This is a genomic window from Pseudomonas sp. St386, from assembly GCF_018325865.1.
Classification (GTDB): Bacteria; Pseudomonadota; Gammaproteobacteria; order Pseudomonadales; family Pseudomonadaceae; genus Aquipseudomonas; species Aquipseudomonas brassicacearum.
Map to the genome: position 1 here is coordinate 3,663,352 of NZ_AP021900.1, position 16,709 is coordinate 3,680,060.

A 16,709-nucleotide genomic window follows, 5' to 3' on the forward strand; every position below is an offset into this window, starting at 1 on the left:
GGCGATTGCCCTTCAGGGGGAACTTCGCCCCCTGCGGGAGCCAGCGCCCTCGAGACTCAGACCACCAAGGTCAACCACGCCGATACCAGCAGCATCACCGCCATGACCCGATTGAACCGTCCCATCGCCACGGCGGAGCGGCAGAACCGTGCGGCGCCGCGGCCCAGGTAGGCCCAGGCGGTCATGCACGGGATCGAAATGGCGAAGAATGCCAGGGACAGCCAGAGAACCCGCACGGTGCGGTCGGCCTCCGCCCCCGCGAAGACGCTGACCACCGCCAACGCCATCATCCAGGTTTTCGGGTTCACCAACTGCAACCCGGCAGCCCCCGCCAAGCCCAGCCGCGGGCCTTCGACGGGACGGTCCGGGTCGATGGCCTGGGCCGGTGCGCTGAAAATCTGCCAGGCCATCCAACTCAACCAGGCGATGCCCGCCCATGAGAGCAGTGTCTGAATCGTGGCATGGCGCGCCAGCACGTCTCCCAACCCGGTGCCGACCAAAAGCACCAGCAAGGCCGCCGCCGCGCAGGCACCGAGGATGATCGGCACAGTGGTTGCCAGGCCGAAGCGCGAGCTATGGCTCAGCACCAGGATATTGGTCGGGCCCGGGGTGATGGAGGCGACAAACGCGAACAAGGCAAACGGCAGTAACTGGTCCATGGAGCAAGATCTCGGTGAATGATCGATGGCTTGATCATCCCCACGAAGCCGTGGTCAGTCTGGAACAATTGAGCAGCGCTTGCGGTAGTCCGCCGGGCTCAGGCGATAGGCGCGCTGGAACCAGCGGCCCAGGTGGCTTTGGTCGGCAAAACCGAGCATGGCCGCCACCGCCACGACGCTCTCGCCACCGGCCAGCAAGCGCCGGGCGCGGGCCAGGCGCAACTGGATCAGATAGGCATGGGGCGCCAGGCCGAAAGCCGCCTTGAACGCACGGGTCAGGCGGAAACGATCCACGCCGGTCACCTGCGCCAAGTCGTCCAGCCCGATGTCTTCGCTCAGGTGACTGTGCAGATAATCCCGGGCCTGCTGCGCCACCAATGGCAGCCGCGGATCCGGGTTGATCCGCGTCCGCCAGTGCAGGTGTTGGGTCAGGTTGGCCAACAGCGTATCGAGGGCCGTCTGGCGCACGATGCGGATCTCCTGCTCGTGCAGGCTCTGGAAGGCCATGGCCGTGGCACTCGCCAGCCGCGCATCGTCAGTCAGGGTCGCGGCAAACCCCAGTTGGGCGTTGTCCGGCGCCACGTCGAACAAGGAACGCAACTCGCGCTCCAGCCATTGAGGCTCCAGGTACAACGTGCGATAGGTAAACCCGTGGTCGTGAGGGGCGTTACCGTCATGCAGCTCGCCGGGCTCGAGCAGGAACACTTTGCCCGGCGTGCTGTTGTGCTGCTGGCGGCGGCAATGAAACTGCTGCACGCCCTGCTCGGTCACGCCCACCAGATAGGTGTCATGCCAGTGGGGATCATAGGCATGCCCCTCGAAATGCGCGCGCACGGTCTCGATACCGGACGTGGCGTCCTGCTTGAGATCGATCCAGTTGCGCGCTGTCATGCCCTATCCCGCTTGGTGAATGTGCTCTTGGCAGATTAACTGCTGATGAGGAGCGTGTCTGGAAGATTTGTGCACACCTTGTGGAGTTTGGGTCTGCTCGCGATGGCGTTCGGTATGTAGATGCATCTGTGACTGATCCACCGCTATCGCGAGCAAGCTCGCTCCCACAGGTTTATAGCCGCCTCAGGCATCCGGAGTGATCGCTGGCAACACCGTCTCCACCGCCAAACGAGCCAATTCAGCATCCTGCTCAGCCTTGACCCCAGACACCCCGATGGCACCAATGCACTGGCCGTCATGACGGATGGTCACCCCTCCTTCAAGCATGCCCTGCAGGTGCGGAGCGCTGAGAAACGCGTAACGACCACCATTGATCATGTCTTCGAAAACCTTGCTATCACGCCGTCCCATGGCGGCCGTGCGGGCTTTTTCGGTAGCGATGTAGGCCGACAACGGCGAGGCATCGTCCAGGCGCAGCAGCCCCAGGGGATGACCACCGTCGTCCACCACACAGACCGACACTGCCCATTGACGCTGGTGAGCCAGCTCCTTGGCCGCCACCAGCAATTGCGCAACGTCCTGCTCAGTGAGTACCGCTTTGGTCTTCATGAATCACTCCGTGTTGTACAACAGCAAGCCCGCGAGACAAAACCCACGGGCCGAGGATTATTCGCCGTAGATATCGAAGTCAAAGTACTTCTGGCGAATCCGGTCGTAAGTGCCGTTGGCGCGAATGGTCGCCAGCGCCTGATTGAAGCGGCTCGCCAGCGTATCGTTCTTGCGTACCGCAATGCCGATGCCCGTGCCGAAGTATTGTTCCTCGGTGAAATTGGGACCGACAAACTCGAAATCCTTGCCCTCTGGACGCTTGAGCAGGCTCTCGTCGATCACTACCGAACTGGCCATGGTCGCGTCCAGGCGCCCGCCCAGCAGGTCGAGGAATATTTCGTTTTGCGAACCATAGCGCACTACCTCGGCGCCCGCCGGGGCAAAGCGATCAGTGACATAGCGATCGAAGTTGGTCGCCCGCTGCACCCCGATCCGCTTTCCTTTGAGTTGTGCCGGAATATCGTTGATGCCACTGCCCTTGCGAAACACCAGGCGCGCCGGGATGCGGTAGTAGCGATCGGTGAAGTCCACCGACTTCAACCGCTCGGGGGTGATGGACATGGAGGAAATCACCGCGTCGACCTTCTTCACCTTGAGCGCTGGAATCAAACCGTCGAATTCCTGTTCCTGCCAGACACAACGGACCTTCATCTCGGCGCAAAGTGCCTGGCCGATGTCGTAGTCGAAACCGACGATGGCGTTGTCCGGGGTTTTCGAGGCAAAAGGCGGATAAGCCGCCTCAATGCCGATGCGCAACGATGACTCGGCGGCTTGCAGGCTCGTACCGAAAGCCAGCAGCGAGACGAGGCCCAGTTTCAAGGCGATGCGTTTAACGTTCATTCATTTGCTCCAGATGCGATGTTATTGATTTCGGACGCTCCACAGAAGTCGTCCGTTATGGCAGCAGCAATGTGAACAAGCCCGAGCGGTTACTCTGGTGGTCGCCTGCCCGGTTACAGCACAACGGTGATCCGGCCGACGGCCTCAGACCGCCGCCGTGACAATCAGCTCCAGCAAAATTTCCGGGTCGTCGAATGCCACCTGGGCCGTGGCCCGCGCTGGCGTCTGCGAGACATCGACCCACTCGCTCCACAGCGCGTTCATCGCGGCGAAATCCCGGCCCATGTCCTTCATCCAGATCTGCACACTGAGCAGCCTGTGCTTGTCGCTGCCAGACGCGGCCAGCAGCTCATCGATCCGCTGCAGCACCTGACGGGTCTGGCCCTGGATGTCCTGACTGCAATCGGTGGCCACGACGCCGCTGAGCCAGGCCACGCCGTTGTGCACGACACTGCGGCTCAGGCGTGGGTTGCTTTCGATGCGTTGAATACTCATGAAGGTTCCTCGACGGAAAGACGCTCGCCGGCCAATTGAGCGAGCGTGATGGGTTTGAGGGGCGAACGGATGCGGTAATAGCCCACCTCGGCTGGTGGCACGTGGCGGCGTTCGGCGATGATTTCAGTGACGCTCAGACCGCATTGGCGCCCCTGGCACGGGCCCATGCCGCAACGGCCGAAGGCCTTGGTCTGGTTGGGACCCAGGCAACCCAGGTCGACGTAACGGCGAATGTCGCCAGCACTGACCTCTTCGCAGCGGCACACCGTGACGTCATCAGCAGGGATGCGATTCTGGGACCGGGGGCGATACAGGGTGTCGAGCAGAGGCCGTGCGGCGCGGGCGCGGCGTAACAGCCGCTGCAGAGCGCGCGCGTGCGCCGGCTGGCCGGCGATTGCCAACGCGACCAGGCGCCCCTCCAATTGCGCCACCTGGGCCCCGCCGATGGCGCCACCGTCACCGGCGATAAAAATGCCCGGCACGCTGCTTTCACCCCATTGATTGCGGCGCGTAATCCAGCACAGTTGCTGTTCATTCCAGTCATGCTCCAGACGCAACGACCAACTGACCTGGGTGTTCGGCACCACGCCTTGATGCAACAGAATCAAATCGGCGCGAATGCGCTGCGAGCGGCCTTGACTGTCGAAGCTCAAGGCGCAGGCCCGATCCGTGCCGTCAACCTGCAGGTTGCAAGCACCGCGAAAATGCTGGACGCCGGCACGCTTGAGCTCCGTCAGCAGCCCCAGTCCTTTGAGCAGGTCGCGCCAGCCGCGCAGCGCACTGGGCACTTGCCGCCAGGCCCGCAGCAGATCGCTTCGATGGCTGGTATCCACCAGGGCTTCAAGCGCGATCCCGGCGCGCAGGTATTGCACCGCCAGCAAGTAGAGCAATGGACCACACCCGGCCAGCACCACTGGAGTGGCCGGCACCATGGCAGCGCTCTTGAGCAGGATCTGCCCGGCCCCGGCGGTCATGACGCCCGGCAAGGTCCAGCCGGGAATCGGCATCGGCCGTTCGAAGGCCCCCGTGGCAATCAACAGATGGCGCCCTTGCAAGACTTCGGCACGCCCCTCGAACAGGTAGTGCACCTGACGCTGCGGCGTCACCTGCCAGATGGCTGCGTTGGGCAGATAGCGGGCACCGCATTGCAAAAAGTCGGCGGCCAATTTCGCCCCGGCCACGTAGTCGTCACCCAACACGGCGCGTCGGCGCGCGTCAGCCTGGAGCACCTGGCGATAAATCTGCCCACCCGGGCTGGCCTGTTCATCCAGCACGACGACCGACAGGCCGTGGGCCCTGGCTTCGAGCGCAGCGCTCATTCCCGCCGGACCCGCGCCGATGATGATCAGGTCGATGACTGCATTACTCATCGCCGCCCTCCTGCCACGGTGCCAGGCAAGCGGCTCCGCGTTGGCGACGCACGCGCATGCCGGAGCGCACCGGCACCAGGCAAGCCTGGGCATTGGCTTGTCCGTCCACCTCGACCAGGCATTCGAAGCACGCGCCCATCATGCAATAAGGGGCACCGGGGCGACCGTTGATCGCGCTTTCGCGGGTGTGGCGAATGCCACAGGCCAACAGCGCCGCCGCCAGGGATACCTCGGCAGGTACCGTGAGCAGTCTGCCTTCGAATTCGATATGCACGGTGTGATCTTCCGAAGCCAGTGGCCGGAACAGACTGTCAGCCGACATGGCGCACCTCTGTTTGCAGGTTGAAACGGTGCAGCCCGAATGGCTTCACCGCCGGGTCATCGAATTCGCCGGCGATCCAGGGCGCCAGGCGCAAGGCGTGGGCGGCGGCCAGCGTCACGCCACTGTGGCAGCTGACAATCGACAGCCCCGGGCAGCCCTGGGGCATTTCGTAGATCGGAAAGCCATCGGCGCTCATCACCCGCAACGCCCCCCAGGCCCGCACCAGTCGTACCTGGCCCAACCGCGGAAAACACTGCACCGCGCGCCGGGCAATAGCCGCCATGACCTGGCTGCCGGTGCCGTCATCGAAGCCCGTCGACTCGTGGGAATCACCCAGTTGCAGCGTGCCCTCGTCGGTCTGGCGGACATACGTAGTGGGGTACTGCAGAAATGGCTCAAGCCGCTCGGTGACCAGAATCTGCCCACGGTTCGGCTGCACCGGCACGTCCAACCCTACCCTGGCCCCCAGCGTCCGATTGCCGAGGCCAGCGGCCAGGACCACCTGGCGGGCAGCCCAGCGCTGCTCTCCTGCCCGCAGTTCGAAGCCCTTGGTGCCCGTGTCGATAGCCTCGACGTGATGACCGTTGATGAGCTTGACCCCGCGAGCCTGGCAGGCGGCGTAGAGCGAGCGCAGCAGCTTGAGCGGGTTGACGTGGCCGTCCATGGGCGAAAAACAGCCGCCCACTACATCAGGCCCAATGCCGGGCAAGCGGGCGCGCAGTTGCGTGGCGTCCAGCAGTTCAAAGGGGTAGTCGCCAGCAAAGGCGTCACGCAGCCAACCCAGCCGATGACTTTCCTCGGCCATTTCCACGTCGCTCAGGCACAACTGGAAGCCACCCTGTTGGCGCAGGTGGACGTCGATGCCGGTATCGGCTTGCAACGCCGCAGCGAATCGAGGCCAGAGCGCCACCGATTCCCGCGTCCATTGCGCATAAGGGCTCATCCGGTAGCCCTTGCCCTGGACCCAAAGCAACCCAAAGTTGCCCCGGGCAGCGCGGATGGCGTCGTCGCCTTCGTCGAGCACGCTCACCTGGCGCCCGAGCAAGGCCAGCCCAAAGGCGATGGACATCCCCACCAGGCCACCTCCTACGACAATGACATCAGTTTTCTGCATGGCTTTCTTATCGCTGTTTTCGGCGCTTCTCATTCAATCAAGAGCCGGCCCATGGCTGGATTAAGTGGTTACGCTCGATCCTAGGGCCATGACAACGCCTTGAAAAATGCTTTATTTTGGCAACCTCATGTCTTTTTGTTATGGATTGGATTGGCCTATGAACCTGCGTCAGTTGGAAGCCTTTCGCGCCGTGATCCTGGGCCAGACCGTGACCCGGGCCGCCGAAATGCTGCACATCTCGCAGCCGGCGGCGACCCGGCTGATCGCCAGCCTGGAAGAGGACATCGGCTTCAGCCTGTTCGACCGGGTCAAAGGGCGACTGCAACCCACTGCCGAGGCCATGACCCTGTATCAGGAAGTGCGGCGTTCGTTGTTGGGCGTGGAGCGCATTGCGCGTACCGCCCAGGACATCCGCACGCTCAAGCGCGGTTCACTGCACATTGCCTGCGCACCGGCCATGGGTTTGTCGTTCGTGCCCCGGGCAATTGCCGCGTTCATGGCCGAACACGATCAAGTGCAGATATCGCTGGTGGTGCATTCGTCCCGGGAAGTCGTGGACCTGGTGGTGGGCCAGCGCTGCGACCTGGGCCTGATCGTGCTGCCCAATACGTACCCCAGCCCTCGCGCGGAAAAATTGCTGGCCACGCGCATGCTCTGCGCCCTGCCCGCCGGCCATCGCTTGCAGAACCAGGCGACGATCCGCCCGGAAGACTTGCAGGGCGAACCGTTCATTTCCTACCCGCAGTCGATTGCCTCGCGCCAGCACATCGATGCGATCTTCGCCGCCCATGGTGTGGACCGCGAACTACGCCTGGAAACCCAACTCTCGCTGCCCATGTGCGCGTTTGTCGAACAGGGCCTGGGCGTGGCGCTGGTGGATGCCATCAGTGCCGTCGAGTACCGCGGCCAGGGCATCGTCTTCCGGGCCTTCGAACCGGCGATAGAAATGGATTTCAGCATGCTCCTGCCCATCCAAGGGCCGGTTTCCAGGCTGCACGCCAGCTTTCTGGAGCACATGCAGCGGTTCATCGAAGCACAGGTGCCGGCGGCCTATCGGTTCTGATGTGACCGCCAATCGCCCACCAATGGATCCACTGATCAGATAAATCGGCCATTTTTCCAGCAATACCGTTGACAAATAAATTAGTTAAGAGAGTTAATGGATCCACAGACAAGAACAACATCCGCCTGGAGATCCCTCATGTACCCCAAAAATGCCTGGTACGTTGCCTGCACCCCCGATGAAATCGCCGACAAACCCCTGGGTCGCCAGATCTGTGGTGAGAAGATGGTTTTTTACCGGGGGCATGAAGGCAAGGTCGCGGCGGTGGAAGACTTCTGCCCCCATCGCGGCGCCCCGCTCTCCTTGGGTTATGTCGAAAACGGCAACCTTGTGTGCGGCTATCACGGCTTGGTGATGGGCTGCGACGGCAAGACTGTCGAGATGCCGGGGCAACGGGTACGAGGCTTCCCCTGCAACAAGACCTTTGCGGTACAGGAACGGCATGGGTTCATCTGGGTCTGGCCCGGTGACCAGGCGCTGGCCGACCCGGCGCTGATCCATCATCTGGAATGGGCCGAAAGCGATGAATGGGCCTACGGTGGCGGCCTGTTCCATATCCAGTGCGACTATCGCCTGATGATCGACAACCTGATGGACCTGACCCACGAAACCTACGTCCACGCCTCGAGCATCGGCCAGAAGGAAATCGACGAGGCGCCGCCGGTGACCACGGTCGACGGCGATGAAGTGGTCACCGCCCGGCACATGGAAAACATCATGGCCCCGCCATTCTGGCGCATGGCCTTGCGCGGCAACAACCTGGCCGATGACGTACCGGTGGATCGCTGGCAGATCTGCCGTTTCACCCCGCCCAGCCATGTGCTGATCGAAGTCGGCGTGGCCCATGCCGGCAACGGCGGTTATCACGCCGCGCCGCAATTCAAGGCGTCGAGCATCGTGGTGGATTTCATCACGCCCGAAACCGAGACGTCGATCTGGTACTTCTGGGGCATGGCCCGGCACTTCCAACCACAGGATGAAGCACTTACCGCGTCCATTCGCGAAGGCCAAGGCAAGATTTTCAGCGAAGACCTGGAAATGCTCGAACGCCAACAGCGAAACCTGCTGGACCATCCGCAACGCAACCTGCTCAAGCTCAACATCGACGCGGGCGGCGTACAGTCTCGCCGGGTACTGGAGCGCTGGATTGCACGGGAACGGGAAGCACAGGCCGGGTTGATCGCCAGCAGCCATCAACCACAGCTGGCGGAGCAACGGCCATGATCGAAGTCCACGTCGCGGCGCGACACAACGAAGCCCTCGATATCTGCAGCTACGAATTGACGCGTGTCGATGGTGAGCCGCTGCCGGCCTTCACCGCCGGCGCCCATATCGATGTGCACTTGCCCGGCGGGCTGATTCGCCAGTACTCGCTGTGCAACCACCCCGAGGAGCGGCATCGCTATCTCATCGGCGTGCTCAAGGACCCGACATCCCGCGGTGGTTCGCGCAGCCTGCATGAGCTGATCCAACCAGGTATGCGCTTGCACATCAGCGAGCCGCGCAACCTGTTCGCTCTCGCCCCGCAAGCCCGCCGCAGCCTGCTGTTTGCCGGCGGCATCGGCATTACGCCGATCCTGTGCATGGCCGAGCACCTGGCCCAGAGCGGTGCAGCGTTCGAGCTGCATTACTGCGCCCGCGCCCGCGACCGCGCGGCCTTTGTCGAGCGCCTGCGCCAGTCTCCTTATGCCGACCGGGTCTTCCTGCATTTCGATGAAGAACCTGAAACCCTGCTGGACGCCGCCAGGGTGCTGGCCGCGCCCGGTGACGACGTGCACCTCTACGTCTGCGGCCCCGGCGGATTCATGCAACACGTCCTCGACACCGCCAAGAACCAGGGCTGGCAGGAAGCCTGCCTGCACCGCGAATACTTCGCCGCCGCCCCTACCGACACCCGCGCCGATGGCAGCTTTTCGGTCAAACTGGCCCGCAGCGGCCAAGTGTTCAACGTGCCGACGGACCGCAGTGTGGTGCAGGTGTTGGAAAGCCACGGCATCGAGATTCCGATCTCGTGCGAACAAGGTGTCTGTGGCACCTGCCTGACGCGTGTACTGGAAGGTGTGCCGGAGCATCGGGACATGTTCCTGACCGAGGCTGAACAGGCCAGCAACGACCAGTTCACGCCATGTTGCTCAAGGTCCAAGACACCCGTCTTAGTACTGGACCTCTAACACCGGACACTGTGGGAGCGAGCTTGCTCGCGATGGCGTCGGTTCTGCAGCATTGATGGTGACTGACACACCGCTATCGCGAGCAAGCTCGTTCCCACAGGGGATTTGTGGTGAATGACAATCCAGCTGTTACCTGCAACCGGGCGGGTTACTCCGAGCGCAGGATCACCGTCATCCGCTCGTCAGCCAGCGTCGAGCCGAACACTTCGGCGTAGCGCAGGGTCGCGTTGGCATGCTCGCGCATGATTGCCTCGGCGCGGCCGCTCTGGCGGTTGATCAGGGCGTCGAACACCGAGTGGTGTTGCATATGGGCATAGTTGAAGCGGCGAAATTCGCCGGCCATGTTCTGGCGATCCACCGCCAGGGCGGTGACTGAGGCGAATGGCAAATGATCGTTGCGGGCCAGGGCATCGGCAATCGCCGGGTTGTGGCTGCCTTCGACGATCACTTGGTGAAAACGCATGTTGAGGTCGTGATAGACCTCCAGGTCGTCCTCGGTCACATAGCCCTTGGCGAACAGTTCATCGCCCTGCACCAGGCATTGCTCGAGTATCGCGCGGGCTTCTTCAGACAAGCCGTGCTCGGCTGTCTGCCGTGCCGCCAGGCCTTCCAGCACGCCACGCACCTCCACCGCTCCGGCGATCTGCTCGGCACTGACCGAACGCACCTGGAAACCTCGTCCGCCGAAGCGCACCAGCAACCCTTCCTGCTCCAGGGTTCGGAACGCCATGCGCACCGGCATGCGCGAAACGCCGAACAGCTCGGCCGTAGGTATTTCCATCAAGCGCTCGCCAGCGGCCAACTCGCCCGAGGCGATCATCTTGCGCAGCGCAACCAGCACCGTTTGGCCGGGCTTACTCATCCAGGCGATTCCACAGAAAAGAAGCCGTCATAGTAGAAGGCTTGGCGCAGCGTGTCACGGCAAGGCAGTGGCAGCCAGGCTGGCCGCCACAGCGGGTTGTTCAAATCCCTGCCAACTCGCGCAATTGCGCCAGGGTCTGCTCGTCCAAGCTAATCCCATGCTCATTGGATTTGCTGCGTTCGCGATGGCGACGGTCTCCCGGTAAGCGCCGCAACCCAACGCCATGCATCTGCCTGACCAACTCCTGGCTGCGCTCGGCGAAGTTTTGCCCGGCGGTCTTGCTCGGGTCGATCACGATCAACAACTGTCCGGTCCACGGGGTCTTGGCGCCCGGGTGGTCGTGCCAGTCGAATTCGAAGGAAAAATTGCCGCCAGTCAGGGCTGCCGCCAGCAATTCGACCATCATCGACAGCGCCGAGCCCTTGTGCCCACCAAAAGGCAGGAGCGCGCCACCTTCGAGAATCGCCTTGGGGTCGCGGGTCGGCTGGCCAAGGCTGTCCACGCCCATTCCTGGCGGCAACAACTCGCCCTTGCGTGCAGCAATCTGTACGTCGCCGTGGGCAATGGCGCTGGTGGCGAGGTCGAAAACAATCGGCTCACCGTCAGCCCGTGGTGCGGCGAAGGCAATGGGATTGGTGCCGAACAATGGGCGGTCCGCGCCATGGGGCACCACACACGTCATGCTGTTGACCACACTCAACGCCACCAGACCTTCATAGGCGAACGGCTCGACATCCGGCCAGAGGGCGGCAAAGTGATGGGAGTTGCGAATGGCCAGGATGGCAATGCCGGCGCTGCGGGCCTTCGCCACCAGCAATGGACGCGCTGCGGCCAGTGCGGGCTGGGCAAACCCGTTGCCGGCGTCCACGGCGACAAACCCTGACGCGACGTCCTCGACCACTGGCACGGCCTTGCCGTTGACCCAACCGCTGTCGAGTGTCGAGACATAACCGGGAATGCGAAATACCCCATGGCTGTGGGCACCGTCGCGCTCGGCCCCGGCGCAGTTTTCAGCCAGGCACCGAGCGACTTCGGTCGACGTGCCATGACGCAGGAAAATTTTCTCCAGCAAGCTCACCAGAGCATCGAAAGACAAGGTGCAAGAAGCGGCATGATCGGATGGCGCAGACATCTGAAGCTCCAGAATGATTGTTGGAGGTAGCAACAGCGTAAAGGGACCCGCCGGGTGATTAAACACCGTTTCAGGCGCGCACTGTCAATCCTTGTCCGCGGCATTTGCCCGGCCTGGCAGGTCGAAAACCAGCATGCGGTAACTATGTACCACCTTTGCTCATTCATCGTTGCCTAGTCTGGCGGCTTCCTCCATGTTCGCGCCGCTCTGAGGCGCCCTGATCGAGAAGCAACGATGCTCACTGAAACCACGCCACTTTTATTTCCCGAGGTATTGCCCCCCCATCGCCTGGACGAATTGACCGCCACCCACGGTCTGACGCAGGCAGACCTCGACTGGTTGCAGCACATCGCCCTGCCCGACCACACCCAGCGCGCAGCGCAGACACCCCCGATGTTCGCCGAAACCATTCTGTTGCAAGCCGATGAAAAATCGCCCATTGCACTGGCCGGCTGCTTTGTCCTTAGCACCTCGTCGAACAGCGCCGAAACCAGCACCCACCCGGTGTTTCTCTACACGCCAAGAGGTGGCATAAAAAAGTTCGACAACCTGGCCTCCCTCGAAGAACAGATTGACCACATGCGCCGGGACACCGCGCAACGCGACGACCTGTTCCGCCTCTTGTCGATTTCCCAGCGCAGCGAACTGAACAGCACCACTGACATCAGGCTGACCCGGCAACTCATCGAAGAGGATGTTTTCAAGACCCAGCTCGAATCCATCGAGTACGCCCAGAGCCTCAACGCCCTGGCCATGGTGAATGAACTGATCAAGTTGCCCTCCTTGAGATCAATGCTTGACCAGATCTTGAACGAGGCGCTGCCGGACCTGGATCATCGACAGATCCGCGTGGCCTTCGGCAAGGGGGCTCGCCCGGGAAATCCAAGGGCCATCCAGGTGACCGAAAGCATCCCACTGAGCGATGCCATCCTGGGCTATTTCCATCATCAGGGCTGGCCTGTCGGGCATGACATCGATCTGACTCATCCGGGGACACTTGCATCGTCCTACAGCCCGCAGCAATGGGAAAACATCATAAAGGACGTTGCCAGGAAACTGATTCCGACGCTCATCGGCTGCCTCGATGCCTTTTGGGAGAACACGACGACTCACTTCTATATGTCTCGACGCAAACTGCTTTCCCAAGTCATCCACGATGGACTCTGGGCAACCATCCTGGTCGAGCGGGAAAAAAGACAACTGACGGAGGAACAAAGTCGTGAGCTGCTCCGGCTGTTCAGACCTTCCCGTCGAGACGAGACACTGCTGTTCATCGAAACGATTCGCCTCTGGGAATATGAGCCGCACTTCGTAGAACTTGCAGGCTCCATGATGATCAGCGCCAAAGGCAACTATCTCTACACGCCCATGCATGGTCTTCAGAAAATAGACAACCATCTCGGTTTCAAGGCTGCGCTATTCGGTAACCCCGCAAGCACCGCACAAAAGGAAGCGCTCTATAGCCTGCTGAGCCTGGAAGAGCGCAACCGTTTCCTGCGGTTTGACGAGCCACAGCTTTCGGGCAAGCCACTGGATTTGCCAGTGGCCGAGTCCCTGGCGAATACCATCATCGAAAAACAGAAGAATAATCTTCATTACGCACTGGAAATGTCTCGCCAGGGCGATGTCGATATCCACCCGCTCATCGACAAGGCGTTGGATATACGCACCTTCATCAACAAAAGCCTGTTGGACCAGCCTACTGCCGGACACTGGGGCACTCATCCCGCTTTTCATGGAAGTCTGCGCCCGTCCAACTTCATGGCTGATCAGATGCAAAGAAAGGTCAAGAGTTACACCGATGTCGAAGCGGCTTTCGATAACCTCTTTACCCGGTTGCCGACCTCCCACAACGTTTCGCTGCGCAATGGGCTCAAGCAATTACTGGCTGAACTGACCAATGTTTTTTCCTTGGGGATACGTGCCGAGGCCGAACTCAGGGAACTTAACGCGAGCCTGCCGTCGATTGCGAATGACCTGATCAGAGCGGTTTTTGCCTACGATTCAGAATACCCGGACCGCGCACAACGGATAGGCGTCAGGGGCTTTCGGCCGGATGTCTATTCATTGACGCTGGCTTGTAGCGAAGATGGTCGAACGGTTTATCTACCCCTTGCCAACTGCTTTTTATTAACTGAACGCGGAGGCCTCGACACCCCCTATTCGGGCATGGCAATCCTCTGGACGCCCGCCGATGGCTTGCAGGCGTTTTCGTCTGTTGAAGTTGCCACCCAGCAATTGAATCGACACCTGCTCGACTCCCGGAAACGCTTTGGTTTGCTCGCTAATCTCACGCCGGCACAACGCCAACCTCATGGGCATTATCAACTCCAGGCGTATGAGCTGATCGAGGACAACGTGCTGGTGAATCGGATGAATTCGTTCATCAAACACTTTGAGGCCGAGCATGCTTATCTGAGCACCTTGAAGGCCGGGAGCTGGCAACTGACCGGCAAGGCACTGTCGAGAAGCCTTCAGGCATTGCTGAACAAAGGCGCGCCCACCAACCTCAAGCGCGCCTCACACATTGCCCAGGCCAACAAGCAGCAACAGCAACTCCCCGCCTGGCTCGGTACAGCGGCACTTGACGATCAACGCCTGCACGTCGAGTTGCTTGAGCAATATAAAAACAGCGTGGTCGATGGCAAGGACTATCTGGACGGTATCGAGCCGCTGCGCACCTATGTGCGTAATAAACTGAAAGCGCTGCTGAGCGCACGCTTCGCCGCAAACAACCTTGACCCCGACACCATCCAGATCACACCGAACCTTGCCATCGTCGGGCCGGCCAGTTCGCTAACCGACTTCGCCATGCATCACATCGAAGTGACCCGGGAAGGATTCAAGGTTTCTTCAACGTCCACGCAGAAACTGCCGGACGGCCTGAACGAGATCACCGTCCGGCAGATGCTGTCTTCGTTGGATATCTCCACCGACTTTAAAAATCAGGTGGCGCAGAAACTGTCCGGCACCACTGCGCAGGCCCGGCAAAGGAAAGCGGCCTTCCGCCAACAAATGCCCTGGCAGTTGCTGCAATACGCTCACGCACGCTATCTGCAACAACACCTTTCCCCCCTGGCCTTTGATTTGATCCGTCAGGTGGTGGACATGCCCGATGCCGTCGCTCGCAAAGCCGTTGACGGTGCCAACGCGTTTATTCGCCCGCTGGAGTTGATCAAGACCGACGGTGCCGTGCCGGTCAAAGTGCAGGGGCTCTACTTGATCGGTTCGAGCGTCGATGCGACAAGTCCTCAAGTCCTGTATTCGCCCTACCATGAGGGGGATCACTTCACCGAATTCAAGGATGAAAAGAGCGTCATTGCCGCATTCAATACGCCAGGGATACTTCAGGACCTGCTGATTCGCCGGCTTCCCGAGCACCAGCAGTCCACATTCAGGCACCTGTTCGCCGCCACGCTCGGGCAGCGATCGGAAATCACCCTGGCCTCGAACCCTATCCAGACCAACCTGCTCGACACATTGTTCGACGACAACGCAGCATTGTTATCGGACATGCTGACCGCGCAAACCAATGAAAATCGACAGTTTGACTGGGGAACGGTCCTGCACCTGCTCAGCTCCGGCATCAAGTTGGTCGGGGGACAGTTGTCGGGCAAACTGACTTTTATCGAAACGCTTTGGGAAAGCTACCAGGACTTCAAGGCTTCAGCCGAAGCCTTGCAGCAACATGACTGGAGAACAGGCCTGCACGACTTTATCGCTGGCGCCGCGGAGATGGTGTCGCTGGGCCTGATGAATCGCGAAGACACATTCGGCCTGCTCGATCCCGTTGAACCTCTCTCCCAAGGCGCTACGTTGGCCAATCGCTGGAAGGACATCGCTTCCACCGCCCAGATCCGAACCGACTTGAGCGTTTTCGAGGCCATGGGCATCAGCCTGTCGGACCTGCAACTGGACCTGATCGACGGAACCTACAAGGCACTGGAAAACGGCAGGCTGTACATCCCCCTCGCCGGCAAAGTCTTCCAAGTAGCGAAAGCCGGCCAAACCTGGCGAATCGTGCATGAACACGCAGAGGGGCCGTTATTGAGAAAGTCGCCTGACGGCCGGACATGGGCACTCGATCCACAACGCCAGACCATACGCTTCGGTAAAGCCGGCTCGAAGATGGCCGTCACCTACAGCGACTTCAAGGCCAAGGGTTCACTGAATATCGAAGCAAAGGGCATGGCTGAGATACGCAGGAAATATCCGTATCGTGCAAATGCAATTATGCAGGCACTGGAGACCGCGAGGTTCTATTCATTCAACGCCCTTCACAACTTTGATCAATTCAAGCGACAACCACTTGTGGGCTCTCGGCTGGATAATTTCCTGAGATTGTTTTTTGGGGTCAACAGCGTCGATGCCCGTCTTATCGGCAAGATAGAGGCGGCGATCTCGCCTATATGCCGGGCGTTGGCCGATCCATCCTGGGCGCTCCAGAATGCCGACCGCATCGTGATCGGCAACCTCAAGCACCTGGAAGATCGAGCAACCGCCTTCGTACTCGAGCCGGCAGCCGTCGGAAGAATCTATATCACGCAGTTTTTTTTCGACATGGGCTTGGACTGGTACAAGGCCGTCGTACCCGAGTTCTTCAATGTCGATGCACATGCCCAGGGAGCGACCTTCATTCACGAAATTTCCCATCAGTTGTTCAATACGTTCGACATCATCTACCTGGACGCCGCACTGCCATTTCTCGATTTGATTTCAACAGTGACTTACGCCGGAAAGTTGCAATACGACAAGCAAAAGGACCTGCAACTCAACGGGCTTTCATTGACCACGCCAAAGTCAAAACTGTTCACGCAATGGGACAGCACGGATAACACCTACAAGAAGCTGGAGCTGTTGCCTGGATACCGGCAAACCACCCGGGAAATCCTGAAGATAACCGGCGCCAGAACCATGGATAACGCTCGTGATGATTTTCTCGATCCGATTTTGCCGGACAAGCGCATCGACGTCATACTTCGCAACGCCGACTCGCTCACGCTCTTGATTTGTGAATTGGGACGCCAACTCGACTCCACTCCATCACGGCAAATTGCCGTGCCGTGAAGGGTTTGAGTGGTTGATCTTTTTTTCACGCAATGTATGCGACGGTAGGCCACGACGAATGTTTGAGAAAAAAAGGCTCATTGATGCGTAAACGCCATGACGGCTGTTCTCGGC

The 16,709-nt window shown here is 60.5% G+C and carries 14 protein-coding genes; 4 read left to right on the forward strand and 10 right to left on the reverse strand.

All coding sequences use genetic code 11. The features are described 5' to 3' along the window. Positions 1-56: 56 nt before the first annotated feature. The 8 genes from KI235_RS16085 to KI235_RS16120 form a co-directional block, all read right to left on the reverse strand. Positions 57-659 carry a LysE family translocator gene (locus KI235_RS16085; protein ID WP_003202101.1) on the reverse strand — a complete coding sequence of 201 codons (603 nt, stop codon included), beginning with the start codon at positions 657-659 and terminating at the stop codon, positions 57-59. Positions 660-713: 54 nt separating this feature from the next. Further along, positions 714-1,550, reverse strand: coding sequence for an AraC family transcriptional regulator (locus tag KI235_RS16090; RefSeq protein WP_003202102.1), 837 nt, complete (start codon positions 1,548-1,550; stop codon positions 714-716). A 183-nt stretch (positions 1,551-1,733) separates the two neighbouring features. Then, positions 1,734-2,159, reverse strand: a complete 426-nt coding sequence (locus tag KI235_RS16095) for a heme-binding protein (RefSeq protein ID WP_003202104.1) — start codon at positions 2,157-2,159, stop codon at positions 1,734-1,736. 57 nt (positions 2,160-2,216) lie between these two features. After that, positions 2,217-2,999, reverse strand: coding sequence for an ABC transporter substrate-binding protein (locus KI235_RS16100; RefSeq protein ID WP_003202106.1), 783 nt, complete (start codon positions 2,997-2,999; stop codon positions 2,217-2,219). A 144-nt stretch (positions 3,000-3,143) separates the two neighbouring features. Next, entirely contained in the window at positions 3,144-3,494 is a 351-nt protein-coding gene (locus tag KI235_RS16105) for a RidA family protein (RefSeq protein ID WP_003202108.1), read from the reverse strand. Beyond that, entirely contained in the window at positions 3,491-4,864 is a 1,374-nt protein-coding gene (locus KI235_RS16110) for an FAD/NAD(P)-binding oxidoreductase (protein ID WP_027913107.1), read from the reverse strand. Before KI235_RS16110 ends, KI235_RS16105 begins: the two co-directional genes overlap by 4 nt. Beyond that, a complete protein-coding gene (locus tag KI235_RS16115) occupies positions 4,857-5,186 on the reverse strand; it encodes a (2Fe-2S)-binding protein (protein WP_003202113.1) in 330 nt (109 codons plus the stop codon). The genes KI235_RS16110 and KI235_RS16115 overlap by 8 nt, the downstream gene beginning before the upstream one ends. Continuing rightward, positions 5,176-6,300, reverse strand: a complete 1,125-nt coding sequence (locus tag KI235_RS16120) for an FAD-dependent oxidoreductase (RefSeq protein WP_013693424.1) — start codon at positions 6,298-6,300, stop codon at positions 5,176-5,178. Before KI235_RS16120 ends, KI235_RS16115 begins: the two co-directional genes overlap by 11 nt. 157 nt (positions 6,301-6,457) lie before the next feature. On the opposite strand from KI235_RS16120, the gene KI235_RS16125 reads away from it, so the two are divergent. The 3 genes from KI235_RS16125 to KI235_RS16135 all read left to right on the forward strand — a co-directional run bounded on the left by KI235_RS16125 (position 6,458) and on the right by KI235_RS16135 (position 9,534). Continuing rightward, positions 6,458-7,363 (forward strand): LysR substrate-binding domain-containing protein, encoded by a 906-nt coding sequence (locus KI235_RS16125; protein WP_028236845.1) that lies wholly within the window; start codon positions 6,458-6,460, stop codon positions 7,361-7,363. Positions 7,364-7,501: 138 nt separating this feature from the next. Then, positions 7,502-8,587: an aromatic ring-hydroxylating dioxygenase subunit alpha gene (locus tag KI235_RS16130; protein WP_028236844.1), complete on the forward strand. Its 1,086-nt coding sequence runs from the start codon at positions 7,502-7,504 to the stop codon at positions 8,585-8,587. Beyond that, positions 8,584-9,534 carry a PDR/VanB family oxidoreductase gene (locus tag KI235_RS16135; protein WP_003202122.1) on the forward strand — a complete coding sequence of 317 codons (951 nt, stop codon included), beginning with the start codon at positions 8,584-8,586 and terminating at the stop codon, positions 9,532-9,534. The genes KI235_RS16130 and KI235_RS16135 overlap by 4 nt, the downstream gene beginning before the upstream one ends. Before the next feature lie 148 nt (positions 9,535-9,682). Here the strand turns inward: KI235_RS16135 and KI235_RS16140 are convergent, their stop codons facing one another. Beyond that, the gene (locus KI235_RS16140) at positions 9,683-10,396 is read right to left on the reverse strand and encodes a GntR family transcriptional regulator (protein WP_003202123.1); all 714 of its coding nucleotides are present in this window, start codon (positions 10,394-10,396) and stop codon (positions 9,683-9,685) included. A 100-nt stretch (positions 10,397-10,496) separates the two neighbouring features. After that, a complete protein-coding gene (locus KI235_RS16145) occupies positions 10,497-11,528 on the reverse strand; it encodes an Ldh family oxidoreductase (protein WP_003202125.1) in 1,032 nt (343 codons plus the stop codon). Between the two features lie 234 nt (positions 11,529-11,762). On the opposite strand from KI235_RS16145, the gene KI235_RS16150 reads away from it, so the two are divergent. After that, on the forward strand, positions 11,763-16,595 hold the full coding sequence (locus tag KI235_RS16150; RefSeq protein ID WP_212795156.1) for a DUF6543 domain-containing protein: 4,833 nt from the start codon (positions 11,763-11,765) through the stop codon (positions 16,593-16,595). The last annotated feature ends 114 nt before the right edge of the window (positions 16,596-16,709 follow it).